Origin of the sequence: Fontivita pretiosa (assembly GCF_050410795.1) — a bacterium.
Taxonomy (GTDB): domain Bacteria; phylum Planctomycetota; class Phycisphaerae; order Tepidisphaerales; family Tepidisphaeraceae; genus Fontivita; species Fontivita pretiosa.
Genome location: NZ_CP191258.1, coordinates 4,023,868 through 4,040,603, shown reverse-complemented (window position 1 = coordinate 4,040,603; position 16,736 = coordinate 4,023,868). Strand labels below are relative to the sequence as shown.

General features: G+C 64.3%; 13 protein-coding genes. 9 read left to right on the top strand and 4 right to left on the bottom strand.

Going from position 1 to position 16,736, the window contains the following annotated elements:
- Positions 1 to 20 precede the first annotated feature (20 nt).
- The 7 genes from trpD (at position 21) to ettA (ending at position 9,504) form a co-directional block, all read left to right on the top strand.
- Positions 21 to 1,058, top strand: coding sequence for an anthranilate phosphoribosyltransferase (gene trpD, locus ACQS5P_RS16300; RefSeq protein ID WP_428937678.1), 1,038 nt, complete (start codon positions 21 to 23; stop codon positions 1,056 to 1,058).
- A 100-nt stretch (positions 1,059 to 1,158) separates the two neighbouring features.
- Positions 1,159 to 3,693, top strand: coding sequence for a glycosyltransferase (locus tag ACQS5P_RS16295; protein WP_428937677.1), 2,535 nt, complete (start codon positions 1,159 to 1,161; stop codon positions 3,691 to 3,693).
- A gap of 118 nt (positions 3,694 to 3,811) precedes the next feature.
- Positions 3,812 to 5,362, top strand: a complete 1,551-nt coding sequence (locus ACQS5P_RS16290; RefSeq protein WP_428937676.1) for an NfeD family protein — start codon at positions 3,812 to 3,814, stop codon at positions 5,360 to 5,362.
- Positions 5,363 to 5,454: 92 nt separating this feature from the next.
- Positions 5,455 to 5,922, top strand: a complete 468-nt coding sequence (locus ACQS5P_RS16285) for an NfeD family protein (RefSeq protein ID WP_428937675.1) — start codon at positions 5,455 to 5,457, stop codon at positions 5,920 to 5,922.
- Between the two features lie 94 nt (positions 5,923 to 6,016).
- Complete coding sequence (floA, locus tag ACQS5P_RS16280; RefSeq protein ID WP_428937674.1) at positions 6,017 to 7,048, top strand: flotillin-like protein FloA; 1,032 nt, start codon at positions 6,017 to 6,019, stop codon at positions 7,046 to 7,048.
- 40 nt (positions 7,049 to 7,088) lie between these two features.
- Complete coding sequence (locus ACQS5P_RS16275) at positions 7,089 to 7,730, top strand: hypothetical protein (RefSeq protein WP_428937673.1); 642 nt, start codon at positions 7,089 to 7,091, stop codon at positions 7,728 to 7,730.
- A 91-nt stretch (positions 7,731 to 7,821) separates the two neighbouring features.
- Positions 7,822 to 9,504: an energy-dependent translational throttle protein EttA gene (gene ettA / locus ACQS5P_RS16270; RefSeq protein WP_428937672.1), complete on the top strand. Its 1,683-nt coding sequence runs from the start codon at positions 7,822 to 7,824 to the stop codon at positions 9,502 to 9,504.
- Positions 9,505 to 9,552: 48 nt separating this feature from the next.
- Here the strand turns inward: ettA and ACQS5P_RS16265 are convergent, their stop codons facing one another.
- A complete protein-coding gene (locus ACQS5P_RS16265) occupies positions 9,553 to 10,329 on the bottom strand; it encodes a hypothetical protein (RefSeq protein WP_428937671.1) in 777 nt (258 codons plus the stop codon).
- Positions 10,330 to 10,484: 155 nt separating this feature from the next.
- Here ACQS5P_RS16265 and truB point away from each other — a divergent pair, with 155 nt between their 5' ends.
- Positions 10,485 to 11,168, top strand: a complete 684-nt coding sequence (gene truB / locus ACQS5P_RS16260) for a tRNA pseudouridine(55) synthase TruB (RefSeq protein WP_428937670.1) — start codon at positions 10,485 to 10,487, stop codon at positions 11,166 to 11,168.
- Positions 11,169 to 11,179: 11 nt separating this feature from the next.
- Here the strand turns inward: truB and ACQS5P_RS16255 are convergent, their stop codons facing one another.
- A complete protein-coding gene (locus ACQS5P_RS16255) occupies positions 11,180 to 11,464 on the bottom strand; it encodes a hypothetical protein (protein ID WP_428937669.1) in 285 nt (94 codons plus the stop codon).
- Between the two features lie 241 nt (positions 11,465 to 11,705).
- Positions 11,706 to 13,088 carry a hypothetical protein gene (locus ACQS5P_RS16250; RefSeq protein WP_428937668.1) on the bottom strand — a complete coding sequence of 461 codons (1,383 nt, stop codon included), beginning with the start codon at positions 13,086 to 13,088 and terminating at the stop codon, positions 11,706 to 11,708.
- A gap of 353 nt (positions 13,089 to 13,441) precedes the next feature.
- Here ACQS5P_RS16250 and ACQS5P_RS16245 point away from each other — a divergent pair, with 353 nt between their 5' ends.
- Positions 13,442 to 15,616 (top strand): calcium-binding protein, encoded by a 2,175-nt coding sequence (locus tag ACQS5P_RS16245; protein WP_428937667.1) that lies wholly within the window; start codon positions 13,442 to 13,444, stop codon positions 15,614 to 15,616.
- Between the two features lie 52 nt (positions 15,617 to 15,668).
- On the opposite strand, the gene ACQS5P_RS16240 is transcribed toward ACQS5P_RS16245, so the two are convergent.
- Positions 15,669 to 16,727: an ABC transporter permease gene (locus ACQS5P_RS16240; RefSeq protein WP_428937666.1), complete on the bottom strand. Its 1,059-nt coding sequence runs from the start codon at positions 16,725 to 16,727 to the stop codon at positions 15,669 to 15,671.
- Positions 16,728 to 16,736: the final 9 nt, after the last annotated feature.

Here is a 16,736-nt window from a genome sequence, read left to right as displayed (position 1 = left end):
ATCATCCGTTTGACTGATCCATGTCCGCCTTCAGAGACATCCTCCTGAAGCTGTGCCGCCGCGAGGACCTGACCCGCGAGGAGGCCCGCGACGCGTTCCTGTACATCATGTCCGGGCAGGCCAGCGATGCGCAGATCGGCGGGTTGCTGGTGGGTCTGGCCAGCAAGGGCACGACGGTGGAGGAGCTGGTCGGGGCCGCCACGGTGATGCGCGAGAAAGTGATCCCCGTGGTGTGCGATCCGATAGACGGGGTGATACTGGATACGTGCGGCACGGGCGGAGACGTGCGCGGGACGTTCAACATCTCCACCGCCGCCGCTCTGATCGCCGCCGCCAGCGGCGTCAGGGTCGTCAAGCATGGCAATCGATCGGCCAGCTCGCGCGCCGGCTCGGCTGATGTGCTGGAAAAGCTGGGGGTCAAGCTCGATGCAACGCCCGCGACGCTGGCATACTGCCTTCAGCAGGCCAACATCTGTTTCGCCTTTGCGCGCAGCCACCATCCGGCGATGAAGCACGTCGCCTCGGCGCGCAGCGCACTGGGCATCCCCACCATCTTCAACCTCCTGGGGCCGCTGACGAATCCGGCTAAAGCCCGACATCAGTTGCTGGGGGTTTTCGCGGCGGAACTGACCGATCGTCTGGCAGCGGTGCTGCGCGAGCTGGGCAGTCAGCGCGCCTGGGTCGTGCATGCAGAGGACGGGCTGGACGAGCTGTCCACCCTCGGCCCCACGCGCGTCAGCGAGCTGAAGCACGGACGCATCACCACCTGGACCTTCGACCCACGATCGCTGGGTCTGCCGTATGCCCGGCTGTCGGATCTTCAGGTGGCCGACGTGGACCAGGCGGCCGAGGCGCTGCGGCGGGTGCTGTCGGGAGAAAAAGGACCGATGCGAGACATCGCTCTGCTGAACGCGGCGGCGGCGATGGTCATTGCCGGCGCGTCCAATGACCTGGCGCACGGCATCGGTGAAGCCGCCGAGGCGATCGACTCCGGGCGCGCCGCCGCCACGCTCGAGGCGCTGATCCGATACTCCAATCACCCCTGCGCTGCCGCCTAGCCACCCGTCCAGGTCTTGGCGCACTTGAGATTGGTTAGCAGTTGGTGAGTTCTTGGTTTGCCTGATGCCTTTTGTGGCAAAATCGGGTTAAATCAACAACATGCCCTGGGCCAACCCGGGCCGGCCATCGGCCCCCAAGCGGATCGACCTGCATTGCCACAGCGACGCCAGCAACAAGACCGGCGAGGCGGTGCTCAATGCGCTGCGATGTCCGGAGAGCTACAGTCGCCCTGAGGAGGTCTACGCGCAAGCCCGCCTGCGCGGCATGGATTTCGTCACCCTCACCGACCACGATTCGATCGAAGGGGCGTTGTCGATCGCGCACAAACCGGATGTGCTGGTCGGCGAGGAACTGACCTGCTGGTTCCCCGAGGATCACTGCAAGCTGCACGTGCTGGTCTACGGCATCACCCCGCAACAGCATGAGCAGCTTCAGGCGCTGGCGAACAACATCTATGACGTGGCCGAGTACATCGAGCGGAACAACATCGCCCACAGCGTGGCGCATCCGATCTACCGGCAGAACGACAAGCTGGAGCGGTGGCATCTGGAGCGGCTGCTGCTGTTGTTCAAGGGGTTTGAGTGCCTCAACGGCGCCCACAGCTCGCTGCACCGCGATGCGTTCGAGCCACTGCTGAATCGGCTCACCCGGCAGGAGATCGCAAGACTTTCCGAGACACACGGCCTGGCGCCGCGGTGGCCCGAGCCGTGGATCAAGGCCAGAACCGGTGGCAGCGACGACCATGGGCTGCTGAACGTCGGGCGAACCTGGACCGAGTTTCCGCCGGACACCTCCTGCCCCGCCGACGTGCTGAAGTACCTGCGTCAGGGGCTGTCGCGCCCCGGCGGCGAGGCCGGCTCAAGCGCCAAGCTCGCCCATACCTTCTACAGCGTCGCCATCCGCTACTACACGCGGCACATCATGTCGCCGCGGCACAAGCCGAACCTGGCGACGACGCTGGTGCAGACCATCGCCGGCGAGCGCGCGGCGCCGACGAAGCGTCAGCTTCTGCTGCTGGGACTGAAGCATAAGCTTGGCAAGCTCACGCGCCGCGTGCTGCACCCGCTGACTCCCCCGCCACCGGAACCGCTGGCCGGAACCGCCCTGCTCAAGCGGCTGTTTCTCCGTTCGGCGTGGGAACAGTTTCAGCAGAATCCGGATCTGTTGACCGCGGTGCAGGCAGGCCTGCCTCCACTCGGTGAGCACCAGCGAATGTTCCAGCTTGCCAGCGACATCAACCGCAGGGCCACGCAGGGGCTGGCGTCGGCGATCCAGCGCAGCATCGATCAGGCCAGCTTCACCGATCTGTTCGACACCATCGGCGCGATCCTGGCGCAGCAATTCGTCCTGCTGCCGTATTACTTTGCGGTCTTTCACCAGAACAAGGAACGACACCTGCTTCGCCAGATCACGCGCATGCAGACCCCAAAGACCGCCGAGACCCTGAAGATCGGCCTGTTCACCGACACGTTCGACGACATCAACGGGGTGGCGCGATTCCTGCATGATCTGGGCGAGCAGGCGCACTCGCAGGCACGCCAACTGACCATCCACACCTGCTGCGCCAATCCCTCCAACGGGATGGAATCAATCCGGCGGAAAAACTTCGTGCCGCTGCTCTCCCGGCCGCTGCCCTACTACCCGGATCTGACCATCAGCCTCCCGCCGCTGCTGGAAGTGCTGGAGTGGGCCGACCGACAGCAGTTTGACGCCGTGCACGTCTCGACCCCGGGACCCATGGGACTGTGCGGCTGGCTGGTCTCCAGGATGCTTCGCGTGCCGATGCTGGCCACCTACCACACCGATTTCCCCGCGTACGTGGACAAGCTGACCCGCGACCATCGCATCACCAACGGCACGATCCAGTACATGAAGTGGTTCTACGGGCAGGCGGCGGCGGTCTTCGCCCGCAGCAGCTCCTACCTGTTCCACCTGCGTGATCTGAAAATCGACGAAGACAAGCTTCGCACGATCCCGGCGGGCATCAACCTCCAGAAGTTCGGGCCGCAGCGCCGCGATCTCTCAATCTGGCAGCGCCACGGCGTACGCGAGCCGCGGCGGCTGCTGTATTGCGGACGGGTGAGCGTCGAAAAAAACCTGCCGATGCTTGTCGAGATCTTCCAGTCGCTCTGCCGCAGGCGGCGGGACGTGGCGCTGGTCCTGGCAGGCGATGGACCTTACCTGCAAACGATGAAGCGGGAGTTGAACGGACTGCCCGCTTATTTCCTGGGCGTGCAGAATGACGCAGAGCTTGCCACGCTCTACGCCAGCAGCGACCTGTTCATCTTCCCCTCCCGCACCGATACGCTGGGACAGGCGGTGATGGAAGCCCAGGCCAGCGGCCTGCCGGCGATTGTCACCAACCAGGGAGGACCCAAGGAAACCGTCGAGCACAACAGCACCGGGCTGGTGATTCCGGCGACCGAGTCGGCCCGGAGCTGGTGCGAGGCGATCACCGGGCTGCTGGACGATGAGCCGCGCCGCCAGCGCATGTCCCAGGCCGCCGTTGCCCGCATGAGCCGCTGCTCGTTGCAGCGGATGTTCGAGTCATTCTGGGCCGATCATTTGGCGATCGTCGAACCGCCGCCGCTGGACGAATCCGAACCGGCCGCCGTGCCGCTGGCCCGCCTGTAGTCAGCGGTTTGCCTGTGACAGTCGAGCCGCGCTGCGGGAAGGGCACTTCAAAACTTCCCGCCGGGTTATAACCTCCGGCCCATGAATCGCTTCGACCTTTGCCGTAGAATACCGACACATGCGAGTTGCGCTGTCGATGTCACTGGGATGGCTGCTGCTCGGCGCCGTTGTGCTGGGCCAGCAGCCGCAGCGCGCGCCGGCCACGGCGACATCAACCGCGCCGGCCACTCGAGCGTCGCCGCGCAGCTCCGCGGTCATCGTCGGCCTGGATGGTGAGATCAATGAGTTCACACGCGCATCGGTGATCAGCCGGATCGAACAGGCCCGAAAGCTCGGCGCCGACACGATCATTCTGCGACTGAACACTCCCGGAGGAATGGTCCTGCCGGCGATGGAGATCTCCCGCTACATCAAGCGGCAGGATGACCTGTACATCATCGCGTTCGTGGACGAGATGGCCTACAGCGCCGGGGCCTTGATCTCGCTGGCGTGCGATGCGATCTACATGCAGCCCGGATCGTTCCTGGGCGACTCGGCTCCGATCGTGCCCGGCGGAAGCCTGGAAGGCGCCGAACGCGCCAAGGCCGAAAGCCCCCTGCTGGCCGAGTTCCGTGACTCGGCGATGCGCAACGGCTACGACCCTCTGCTGGCCGAATCCATGGTGCAGTATGGAATCGTCGTGCATTACGTGGAAAACGAGGCCGGCGAGCGGCGTTTCGTCAACGCCACGGAGTACGAGCGGCTGATCAAGGAAGGCTGGAAGCCGGTCGCGGGCGTGCGAAATCCGGTGGATGGACCCAACGAACTGCTGACCGTCAATGCCGACGAAGCGCAGAAGCTCGGCCTGAGCAAAGGCCAGTTCCCCTCGCCCGAAGCCCTGGCCGAAGCGCTGGGGCTGAAGGTGCTGGCCACGCTCCAGCCCACCGGTGGCGAGCAGATCATCGCCTTTTTGTCCAACAGCGCCGTGCGCGGGATTCTGGGCGTGGTGTTCATGCTCGCGCTGTTGACTGCATTTCGCACACCCGGCATGGGATACCCCGAGGCCATCGCCGTGGGCGCTCTGGCCATCATGGTCGGGGTGCCGCTGATGACCGGCTACGCCCAGTGGTATGAGATCCTGATGATCGTGCTGGGGGTGCTGCTGCTGGCGGTGGAGCTGTTTGTGCTGCCGGGCTTCGGCGTGGCGGGGATCACCGGGCTGTGCCTGCTGCTGGGAGGGCTGATCATGACCTTCGTGCCGGCCGAGCCCAAAATGCCCGGCATCCTTCCGGCCCTGCCCGGCACAATGGCGGCGCTGAAGCGCGGCGTGGCGATCGTGGTCGGAGGACTGGCCTGTTCGCTGTTCCTGTGGGTCTGGCTTCAGCGTTATCTGCCGAAGCTGCCCTATTTCAGTCGCCTGATCCTCACCACGCCAACCGGCAACGTGCCGGTGGCCGAGAGTCAGGTTCCCGGCGCGGTGCAGGCGGTGGTCTGGCCGGCGATCGGCACGCGGGGACGGGCGGTGACCGACCTTCGCCCCGGCGGATCGGCGGCGTTTCCCGATGAGTCGATCAACGACATGCGCGTGACCGACGTCATCAGCGACAGCGGTTTCGTTCGTGCCGGCACCGAGGTCGTCGTCCGCCAGATCGAAGGCAATCGCATCGTCGTTCGCGCCGTCACGGGATGAAAGCAACGGCTGATGAAACCGGATGAACACAGATGAGTTGAGTTGGCGTTGATCGCGTTCCTCCGCGTTCATCAGTGGTTACCAACGCAGCCATGGACCCAGTGCTTCTGATCCTCCTGCTGGTCGGCGCCGGCGCGGCGCTGCTGGTCGGCGAATTGCTGCTGCCGACGCACGGCGTGCTTGGAGTCGTCGGGTTGCTGTGCTTCGGCGGCGCGATCGGCGTGTGCTTCTACATCAACCGGTGGCTGGGGCTGCTCGTCTTTTTCGCCGCCATCGTCGCCAGTCCGTTTCTGGCCAATCTGGGGTTGAAGCTATGGAAGCGCACGCCGGTTGGCCGCAAGATCATCCTGCCGCCGGTGCAGACCAGCCGCCCGCCCTCACCGGTTGCGCCGGGGCAGACTGGAATAACCGTTACCGAGATGCGACCGATCGGCGAATGCGACTTCGGCGACCTGAGGGTCGAGGCGATTTCCGACCTGGGGCTGATCCCGCCCGGCACGCGAGTCAGAGTCGTGGCGGTGGAAAACAACCGCCCGGTTGTGCGGGTGGCGGATACGTGAGATCCGAAATTTAAACTTCTCCGGTTTGATATTTCGGGGCTGCGGCCCACAATCCCGGAACCAATCGAGGCAAAGCGACGAAAGGAAACGCAACATGAACCTGCTGGCCCAACCGACTGACAGCGGCAGCGCCCTGTTCTGGGGCATCATGATCGTGCTGCTGATCGTGCTGCTGGTGATCTTCGCGGTGCTGTTCCAGTTCATCGGGCTGTACATCCGCGCGCTGGTCAGCGGAGCTCACGTCAGCTTCATCGACCTGATCGGCATGAAGCTGCGAAAGGTCAACGCCACGCTCATCGTCAACAGCCGCATTCAGGCCACACGCGCAGGTTTGAATGTCAGCCAGGCTGAGATGGAAACGCACGTGCTGGCCGGCGGCGACCTGCTGCGGGTGATCAATGCAATGATCGCGGCATCCAAGGCGAACATCGACCTGTCGTGGCAGAACGCCACCGCGATCGACCTGGCCGGACGCGACATCCTCGACGCTGTGCAGACCAGCGTCAACCCCAAGGTCATCGACGTGCCCAGCGCCGCGATGGGCCGGGCCACCATCGACGCCGTCGCCAAGGACGGCATCCAGCTCAAGGTCAAGGCCCGTGTGACCGTGCGAACCAACATCAAGCGTCTGGTCGGCGGAGCAACGGAGGAGACGGTGATCGCACGCGTCGGCGAAGGCATCGTCACCGCGATCGGCTCGGCCAAGGACTACAAAGATGTGCTGGAGAACCCGGACCACATCTCCAAGGCGGTGCTGGCCAAGGGGCTGGATGCCAACACCGCCTTCGAGATCCTCTCGATCGACATTGCCGACATCGACGTTGGCGAAAACGTGGGCGCCAAGCTGATCGCCGAGCAGGCCGAGGCCGAGAAACGCCGCTTCCAGGCCGAAGCGGAAAAGCGCCGCGCCCTGGCGGTGGCACAGGAGCAGGAGAACATCGCCAAGGTCGCCGAAAACCGCGCTCTGGTCGTGCTGGCCGAGGCGGAAATCCCCAAGGCCATCGCCGAAGCCCTGCGCAAAGGCAACCTCGGAGTGATGGACTATTATCGGCTGCGCAACGTGCAGGCGGATACCGCAATGCGCGAGGCGATCGCGCGGCCCGGCGACGGCACCAAGGGCGCGTAGCCTGGATTGACCAGCAATCACAACCAAACTGACCAACGCCATGACTGATCTGCCGCTGATCCTGGCTGACAATGAAGGGGAACTGACCAAAATCCTCTTCGGAGTGGTGTTCTTTCTGATCTGGGCGATCAGCGCGGCGATGTCGGTGATCGCCAAGAAGAAGGAGCAGGAGCGTCGCCGGCGTGCGCGTGAGCAGATGCAGCGAAGCGAGGGCTTGCCGCAGGCGCGACCGGGGCCGGCGCCCCAGCCGATGCAGCATCCGGCGCCTCGGCAGCAACTGCCGCCACGCGCGCCGCAGCGGATGCCTCCGCCGCTGCCGCAACAGCCGCAGTCGCGTCCGCAGCGCGCGCCGGCGCGGCGTCCGACGCCAGAACCTGCGGTGCGGCGCGCACCCGCGCCGGCGCAGCGGCGTGCGCCGGTTGCACGACCGGCCCCGCCCAAGCCCGTGTCGCCGCTTGCCGCAGAGCCTGAGACGCCTGTCGAATCGGGCGCGGGTAGGATGCCGGTTTCGGCAACGGAGATCAACTCCACATCCGCTGCCGCCGCCGCGGCGAAGCGCTCCTCCGCCACCGCCACCGCCATCAGCGCCTGGCTCCGCCCCGAGACGCTTCGCCGGCAGTACATCCTGACCGAAATCCTCCAGCCACCTGTGACGATGCGCGAATCTCACCTGGAACATTGAAGCCTGGAAGACCGATCCGAGGGCTGACTAAACTGCTGCGTGGCATTCCGCGCGCCTGATGCGCCGCCGCGGTTGCCGCAGCCTTGCGACCATGAGCAACGAGCCGAACAAAATCATCTACTCGATGATCGGAGTCAGTAAATCCTACGACCGCAAGGTCGTCCTCAAGGACATCTACCTCTCGTACTTTTACGGAGCCAAGATTGGCGTGCTCGGACTCAACGGCTCGGGCAAGAGCACGCTGCTGCGAATCCTGGCCGGCGTGGACAGGCAGTTCGAGGGGCAAATCGTCCTTCAGCCGGGGTACACGATCGGATACCTGGAGCAGGAGCCGCAACTGGAGCCGGGCCAGACGGTCCGCCAGATTGTTGAACAGGGAGCCAGGCCCGTCTTCGAGCTGCTTCGCGAGTTCGAGCAGATCAACGAGAAGTTCTCCCAGCCAATGGATGATGAGCAGATGAACAAGCTGCTCGAGCGTCAGGGCCAGGTGCAGGAGAAACTCGACGCGATCGGCGCCTGGGACATCGACCAGAAGCTGGAGATGGCCATGGACGCGCTGCGCTGTCCGCCGCCGGAAACACTCGTCGATGTGATTTCCGGCGGAGAGAAGCGTCGGGTGGCCTTGTGTCGTCTTCTGATCCAGAAGCCCGACATTCTGATTCTGGACGAGCCGACGAACCACTTGGATGCCGAGTCGGTGGCGTGGCTGGAACAGCATCTTCAGCGATACGAGGGGACCGTAATCGCCGTGACGCATGACCGCTATTTCCTGGACAACGTCGCGGGGTGGATCCTGGAGCTGGATCGCGGACAGGGCATTCCCTGGAAAGGGAACTACTCATCGTGGCTGGAGCAGAAAAAGGCGCGACTGGCGATCGAGGAGAGACAGGAAACGGCGCGGCAGAAGGCGATCCAGCGCGAGCTGGAGTGGGTGCGGTCCTCTCCGCGCGCCAGGCAGGCCAAATCCAGGGCCCGCCTCAAGGCCTATGAGCAGATGCTCAATCAGGATCAGCGACAACAGGAGCGCGAGATCGAGATTTACATTCCGCCCGGACCGAGGCTGGGTGATCGGGTAATCGAGGCGGTGAACGTGCGTAAGGCGTACGGCCAGAACCTGCTGATGGAGGATCTGAATTTCTCGCTGCCGCCGGGGGGAATCGTCGGCGTGATCGGCCCCAACGGCAGCGGCAAGACCACGCTGTTCCGCATGATCACCGGACAGGAGAAACCCGATGCCGGCGAGTTCAGAATCGGCTCGACGGTGAAGCTGGCTTACGTCGAGCAGAGCCGTGATGCGCTGCGTCCGGACGACACGATCTGGCAGGCGATCTCCGACGGTCAGGAAAAAATCAGGCTGGGAAACATCGAAGTAAACAGTCGGGCCTATGTCGCGCGCTTCGGCTTTACCGGGACCGACCAGCAAAAGCCACTCAGCAGGCTTTCCGGCGGCGAGCGCAATCGCGTGCATCTGGCCCGCATGCTCAAGAGCGGGGCCAACGTGCTGCTGCTGGACGAGCCGACCAATGACCTGGACGTGAACACGATGCGGGCGCTGGAAGAAGCTCTGGAGCAGTTCGCCGGCTGTGCCGTGATCATCAGCCACGACCGCTGGTTCCTGGACCGCATTGCGACACACATTTTGGCCTTCGAGGGCAATTCGCAGGTCGTGTGGTTCGAGGGCAACTATCAGGACTATGAGCGCGATCGTCGCCAGCGGCTGGGCATCGATGCCGACCAGCCCCATCGGATCAAGTATCGCAAGCTGAGCAAGTAGCCTGGTGGCTTGGAACGGCTCGAGGCAACCGACGAACGCCCCGGTGGTTCAGGGGTCGGTGCGCTTGCGTCTGGCGTGCTGGAGCAGCTTCACGCCTGCGGCGCGGCGAGCGGCGGTGAAGGTGCCGAACAGGCGGATCGCCGCCCCGTACAATGCCGAGTGTCCGCGGCGAACGGCCGTGTCCGAAAGGTGTTCGCCATTGCGCGCCGCGTGCTTCAATGCGCTGATCACCAACTGACGTGTCCAGCGTCTGCGTTGTCGGTGAACCGCCGGGTCCAACCGCGCCGCGCGCAGAGCCTGATCGTAGCTTCCGAAATGCCTGATCGCCGCGGCATGCAGTCCGGGATCATCCCGCTGGAGCGCGCCGCTGTTCATGGCTTCGCGCTGCTGAGCGCGGGCACGCAATTCGAAAACGATCAGGTCGCGGTTCCAGCTTCGGTACAGCGAGATCTGATCGGCATCGAGTCCGGCGGCGTGAAGCGCCCGCACCCAGCTTCCGAACAGCCGCGGTTGAACCGCGGCGAAGGCGGCGCGGGACAATTGATCCCCCCGGCGGATCACCGCGCCCCAGTGCAGGTCCTGACCGTCACGCCTGGCCTGTTTGATCAAGGCGATGATCCGTTGCCTGGTCCAGCGCGGGCGTTGCGAGACTTCGGCATAGTCGATCCCAGCTTTCTCTACCGCCGCACGGTACGATCCGAAGTGATATGCTGCCGCCGACAGCAACGACGGATGGCTGCGGGCCAGGTTGGAATAGGATATATTCCGACCCATGCGATGCAGCTTCCGCAGTTGCCCGAGGATTCGCTGCTTGTTCCAGATCATAAAGGTGTGGCCCTTGCGTGTTGCCCAGGCACGCTGGTTAGGAGTGCCGTGAAGAGACGGATATGATCTTAATCAACAGGAAGTTGCGCGAGCAATAGCGGACCACTCCAAAATACAAGTTGAGACTCATTTGCAGCACCGTAACAGTGACACACATGACCGAGGGTCTGCTTATTCTGGACAAACCCGCTTCGATCAGCTCCGCGCAGGCGGTGGATCGCGTCAAGCGTTTGCTGCCTCGTGGCACTAAAGTCGGGCATGCCGGCACTCTGGATCCTTTCGCCACAGGGGTACTGGTGCTGCTGATCGGGGGCGCCACCCGGCACAGCCAGCGCATCATGGATATGCCCAAGACCTACGAAGCGCGGATCCGTCTTGGCGCGACCACCATCACAGACGACATCGAATCGCCCGAACGGCCCTGGGAGCCTGTCCCCATGCCGCCGTCACGAGAGCAGATCGAACAGGCGATACAGAGCTTTGTCGGATTAATCCAGCAGCGACCGCCCGTCTACAGCGCGATCAAGCTCTCCGGACGGCGCGCCTGTGACCGCGCCCGTCGTGGTGCGACAGTCCAACTGGAGCCACGACCGGTGCGCATCTATTCGATCGAAGTGCTCGATTATGCCTGGCCGGACCTGAATATGCGAATCGAGTGTGCGCGGGGAACGTACATCCGTGCCCTGGCGCGCGATCTGGGTGAGAAACTGAACGTCGGGGGATATCTGACTGCTCTGCGGCGAACGCGCGTCGGACCTTTCGACATCCAGCAGGCGGTGCCGCTGGAATCGTTGACCAGCCAGAACATCCATCAGCACATACGCGCGGCGGAGTGGTGAATCGCGGCGGCCTAGGCAGTCAGATCAATGTGCGGTGACTGTCCGTCCTCTTCATCAACCAGCGGCGGATGCTTGTGAGCGGATCGTTTGAAGTGTCGTTCGCGGCGATCATCCCGCTGGATGGGCTGAAGCTCCTCTGCGCTCTCGACCTGATGCTCCAGCCGGTCGTCAGCCAGCGCCGCGTCTTTCGCCTGGTCGTGCGCCTTGCGCACCTGCCGATCCTTGTCGGCGGCCTGCTGCCGCTGCACATGCGGTGCCTGGAGGATGGACCCGGTAAACGGGTTGATCTGCGACATCTGCCGAACCTTTCGGCCAGAGGTTCACGTGTCGCGGCGAGCAACGACAGGCGCTGACTATTCTCCTTTATCGGCTGATTGGTGACTCGAATTAGTGGTGAAAAGCGGACACTGCCGGTTGGCGAGCTGCTGCCCGTCGGCGGCACGCTGCTGGCGGCGCGGGGAGAAGGTTCCGGGCGCCGCCAACAGCGGATTGCAGAAATCATCCACGCGCCACGACCGGGACTGCGGCGTGGGCGGATCACTCCGTGCCCGCGCTGGCCGTGCCGCTGCTGCCGGGCAGAAGGCTCGGCGGAACGATCTGTGCGGCGACGTTGGTGCCTACCTTCGCAGGGTTCACGACCGTGAACTCCGTGGGCGTGATAATCCGCAGGTTCAGCGCCGCGTCGTTGGCGACTTCGCCTTTGACGCCGATGAACTGCCCGATGTACTGGCCCAGCTTCGCATCATCGCTGCGCAGATACACGACCGTTCGCCCGTTGGACGGATCCGTCAGCCGGTACAGCGTGCTTTGCCCCTGCTGAAGGCTGCTGGTCCGCAGCGTTCCGACCGCCGTGAAGAACTGAACCTCCGATTGACGGATGCGATCTTGCAGTTCCTGCTGCTCGGCACGCAGCGCCAGTTGCTTCTGCTTGAGGCTGTCCTGGCTGCGGCGCGTCTCGACGTACTGGCTCTTGAGCTCAGCACGCGTCTTGAGCACGCTGATCTTGAAGTCGCAGATTCGCCGCAGCGACTCAGGCAAACCCTCCGCGACGGCCAGCTTCTCGTATGCCGCCAGCAACTGCTCGACCGGCTGTTCATCCAGCGGCTGCTGGCTGATCGTGGCGTATTCGGCTTCAAGCCGGTCGAACTCCATTTCAGCATTGACGGTCGGCTGCGTGGAAGGTGGCGCCGAGTCGCTGGCCTGCGGCTGAGTTGTCGGACCCTGGGCAACGGACAACTCCTGCGACTGCGACCCGGCCGAGCCATCGGCGGCTGCCTCGCCAGTTCCGGCGCGGTCCGGCGACTGCCCCTGCGGAGCCGGCTCAACAGCCTGCTCGGCGATCGGCGGCTGCGGCGGCAGCGGCGAGGGCTGTTCCGCTCCCTCCAGCTTCTTCACCGGATCCACAAACTGCTTGGCAATGTACAGGTAAACCCCCGGCGGCGGCTTGATCTTGAAGTACTCGTCCTGCTCCCCGATGATCTGCACCATCTGGTTCGGCTCCAGCCTCGTCGCCACCTTCGTCTTCAACGGATTGAGGCTGCTGCCGATCCGCACATTCAGCGTATTGGTCACCTGCCCCACGCTGCCGTTGCCGGCACGATTCACGTATGCCTTGGCCACATAGCAGAAGCTTCCCTCCGGCGGCAGGATCTTCAGCCAGTTGAACTTCTCGCCCAACGCGATCACCTGCGCGCCCTTGTCCAGCTTCATTGTGGCGTAGTCGTTTTCACTGGGGCCGCTGCGGACGAAGACCGCATTGGCGTTGACCACCCCGGCGACCTGGAACCTGGAGTTCTCGACCTCCGAATCAGCAACAGCGGGCGGCTCCTGGGCACGCACAAAGGACGGGCAACACAACACCTCGACTGCCAGGCAGATCAATGATGTGCTTAAAAGTCTGAGGAACCGGCGACGGGCCATATGGCACCTCCATGTGCGAGCGGTCATCCTGATTTTCCAGCCCCCGGCGAACATGTCTGAATCATGTCCCGGGCAACTGAGAAGCAGACAATACAGCCAACGGGCGATGTGATAGCGTTTTTTGGGCCAAAAGTAAAGGCGTCGCGCATCATCTGCGCGATCCGGGCAGTTTCGGCCCGATCCTGCCCCCCATTGTTCCTGCTTTTTAACCAATCCCGGCACAAGCCACGCACGCCGACTGTCCGATAAGTACGGGGGCACGCCATCTCGGCGGCGGCCGGCGGTTTCGATCGCCCGCGACGCAATGCGCGGCGGTCCAGTGCAAATTCAAGACTCCCTTTTGGTCCAGGTCTATGCAGCACAGCAGCCTACCCAATCGTCCGGTGCATTCACTGTCCACCGCGGTTCTGGAGCCTCTGGAGAGACGGCGGCTTCTGAATGCCACGCTCATCGAGCAGACCCCCGCCGTCATCGCGCACGCCGCCACGACCGGCACGCAGGCAACAGTAGACCTGGATTATCGCGACAGCTTCGGCGTGATCGTCTGGTCGGACACCAACGTGAGCGGCGGCAGCGGCGCTGATATCGTCGCCAGAAGAATCGGTCCCGACGGGCAGTTCGTCGGCTCGCCGGTCCTGGTCAACTCCAGCACCTCCGGCAGCCAGACCCATCCGAGCGTTGCCGTTGCTTCCGATGGCAGCTTCCTGGTCGCCTGGCTTGACGATGGCGTGGTCCCGGGGCGAATTCGCGCCCGCTGGATGGCGGCGGACGCAACTCCCGCAGGCGCCGAGTTCACCGTCAACTCCGACAACTCCACCGCCAAAAACGAACCCACCGTCGCTGTCGCCGGCGATCGCACCGCAGTCATCGTCTGGGTCAGCACCGGCGGGCAGGACGGCTCGGCGGATGGAATCTACGGCCAACGCTACGACGCTTCCGGCGCAGCCGTCGGCGCAGAGTTCCTGATCAACACCACCACCGCCGGCAATCAGAATGCTCCGGACGTGGCCATGGCCGACGATCACCGCTTCATCGTCACCTGGCACGACTGGAACGCGACCGACGGCGACGGCGTGGGAGTCTTCGCGCAGCGATACGATACGAACGGCAACCCGCAGGGTGCCGAGCAACTGGTCAACACCACCACCACCGCCGACCAGGGATCTCCCACCATCGACATCACCCCCGACGCCAGCCAGTACGTGATCGCCTGGGACTCCAGCGCCAGCGGCGGAGACTTTGAGATCTTCTTCCAACGCTACGATGGCTCCGGCGCCGCACAGGGTGGCGAAACCCGCGCCAATCTTCCCGGCAGCGGCGATTTGCACTATCCACGCATCAGCCTTAACGACGATGACGGCAGCTTCCTGCTGGCCTGGAAGAATGTCACCGACGGCGTCAACCAGGGACGCTTTTTCTCCCCGACCGGCACGCCGCTGAGCGCCCAGTCCCTGGATGTGGTCGGAGTGAACAACGTCGTTAGCAATGCGCCGGCGGTCGCGATGGTCGCCGGCACGCGACTCGCCGCCGCCACCATCATCAACAACGGCGCCGACGACGACGCCGTGCTGGCCACATGGATCAATGCTTTGGTCTTCGACGGCACGGCGGGCAATGACGTGATGCGCGTCTCCAGCGCCACGCCGCAGCAGATCACCACGACGCTGGGAGGCGCCGACACCAACTGGCCGGCCATCTTCGGGGCGGTGCGCGTCAACGGCATGAGCGGACGCGACGCGATTACCCTCAGCTCGCTGCCGCCAAATGCCTTCGACATCGCCATCGACGGCGGCGACGGCAACGACACCGTCTCCGGCTCCCCGGCGGGCGAACGCATCAGTGGCGGCGCAGGCATCGACCTGATCAGCTATGCGGATCGCTCCCAGGCTTTGAGCATCAGCACCGACGGCCAGGCCAACGACGGCGCCGCCGGAGAGAACGATGACATCGACGACACCTTCGAGCGCTTCGTGCTCGGCAACGGTGACGATTCGGTGGATCTACAGACACTGGATCATTCCGCGACTGTCTTCGCCGGCGCGGGGAACGACAGCATCTTCGGGTCGCTCCGCCGCGACACCCTGCTGGGCGGCGACGGAAACGACACGCTGCTGGGATGGTTCGGCGCCGACGTGATCTATGGCCAGGCGGGCAACGACAAGATCTGGGGACAACGCGGACGTGATCAGATCCGTGGCGGCCACGGCATCGACCGCATCAAGGGAGACCACAACGACGATACCATCTTTGCCGAAGCGGGCGATGACCGGCTTTACGGCGATCATGGCGACGACCAACTCGATGGCGGCGACGGCCGCGACGCGATCATCGGCGATGTGGGCGACGATCTGCTGATCGGATCCACGGCGGGGGATCGGCTCTTCGCGCAGGCCGGCAACGACACCCTCGACGGCGGCGCCGGTTCAGACCGAATGGACGGCGGCGAGGGCATCGACACCTGCCTGAACTACGACACCGACCCCACCGGCGACCGCGACAAGCTTCTGAGCATCGAAGTGCTGCCGTGATGACGCAGGCCTGTAAGGCTCCTGCCCGCCACTCAGCGGCGCGTGCCCGGTGCTACGTGCTGCGGCGTTGGCGAAGCTGGTCGAGGGTGACGGCCAGGATGATGATCCCGCCAGTGATGATCTCCTGGTGCCAGTTTCGCCAGCCCATGGCGCTGGAGCCTTTGGCGACGACGCTCATGATCAGGGCGCCGATGATCGTGCCCAGGATCGAGCCCTGTCCGCCGCTGAGGCTGGCGCCGCCGATCACGACGGCCGCGATGATGTTCAATTCAAGTCCGTTGGCGGTGGTGGGATCGCCCATGGTCAGCCCGGAGAACTGAAGCAGCCCGGCCACGCCCGCCAGCGCGCCGGCGGTGAGGTAGATCAGGATTTTGGTCCGCGCCACCGGCACGCCGCACAGCCGCGCCGTCTGCTCGTTGGAGCCGATCGCGAAGATGTGCCTCCCGAATCGCGTGTAGCGAAGCATCCCCGCCACCAGCAGCGCCAGCACTAGCATGATCCACACGCCAGGCGTGAAGATCATCCAGCGTTCGTCCGGTCGCAGCAGGCGGAGCAGCTCGTTGACCCAGGTTTCCGGCGCCTGCACGGTCTGCTCGTTGCCCAGCCCCTTGGCCAGACCGCGAACCGCGCCCCACATGCCAAGCGTGGCGATGAACGGGGAAAGCCGAAGCTGCGTGATCAGCAGCCCGATGACGCCGCCGATGGCGGTGGCGGCGAGAATGCCCGTGACAACGGCCAGCGGCGCTGCCCACATCGGCGAGGCGAACGTCTGCGGATCGGCGGTTTCGCGCAGCATCAGCGCCACCACCACCGTCACCAGCGCGATGTTCGATCCCACCGAAAGGTCGATCCCGCCGGAGATGATGATCAGCGTCATGCCCAGCGCCGCGATACCCACGACGGCGGTCTGGAGCAGGATCACTTCCAGGTTGGTCATCGTCAGGAACGACAGCCGCCCGGTGCGAGACCAGACCATCACCGTGAACAGAGTGAACACGAAGACCAGCCCCACCAGCGGCCCGAGCGTGCTGGCGAGCTGCGCCAGACGGGCGCGCCGATCGGCGGCGCCTTCGGCTGCGGTTGGCAGCGTTTGGTAACTCAGAAGGCTCATCCAGAACTT

What these genes read in the sequence shown, in the direction of transcription:
- ACQS5P_RS16285 (WP_428937675.1), top strand. Translation starts at nt 5,455, where the DNA reads ATGGACCCAGTGCTTCTGATCCTCCTGCTGGTCGGCGCCGGCGCGGCG.
- ACQS5P_RS16295 (WP_428937677.1), top strand. Translation starts at nt 1,159, where the DNA reads ATGCCCTGGGCCAACCCGGGCCGGCCATCGGCCCCCAAGCGGATCGAC.
- floA (WP_428937674.1), top strand. Translation starts at nt 6,017, where the DNA reads ATGAACCTGCTGGCCCAACCGACTGACAGCGGCAGCGCCCTGTTCTGG.
- trpD (WP_428937678.1), top strand. Translation starts at nt 21, where the DNA reads ATGTCCGCCTTCAGAGACATCCTCCTGAAGCTGTGCCGCCGCGAGGAC.
- ACQS5P_RS16255 (WP_428937669.1), bottom strand. Translation starts at nt 11,464, where the DNA reads ATGTCGCAGATCAACCCGTTTACCGGGTCCATCCTCCAGGCACCGCAT.
- ACQS5P_RS16275 (WP_428937673.1), top strand. Translation starts at nt 7,089, where the DNA reads ATGACTGATCTGCCGCTGATCCTGGCTGACAATGAAGGGGAACTGACC.
- ACQS5P_RS16245 (WP_428937667.1), top strand. Translation starts at nt 13,442, where the DNA reads ATGCAGCACAGCAGCCTACCCAATCGTCCGGTGCATTCACTGTCCACC.
- ACQS5P_RS16290 (WP_428937676.1), top strand. Translation starts at nt 3,812, where the DNA reads ATGCGAGTTGCGCTGTCGATGTCACTGGGATGGCTGCTGCTCGGCGCC.
- truB (WP_428937670.1), top strand. Translation starts at nt 10,485, where the DNA reads ATGACCGAGGGTCTGCTTATTCTGGACAAACCCGCTTCGATCAGCTCC.
- ACQS5P_RS16265 (WP_428937671.1), bottom strand. Translation starts at nt 10,329, where the DNA reads ATGATCTGGAACAAGCAGCGAATCCTCGGGCAACTGCGGAAGCTGCAT.
- ACQS5P_RS16240 (WP_428937666.1), bottom strand. Translation starts at nt 16,727, where the DNA reads ATGAGCCTTCTGAGTTACCAAACGCTGCCAACCGCAGCCGAAGGCGCC.
- ACQS5P_RS16250 (WP_428937668.1), bottom strand. Translation starts at nt 13,088, where the DNA reads ATGGCCCGTCGCCGGTTCCTCAGACTTTTAAGCACATCATTGATCTGC.
- ettA (WP_428937672.1), top strand. Translation starts at nt 7,822, where the DNA reads ATGAGCAACGAGCCGAACAAAATCATCTACTCGATGATCGGAGTCAGT.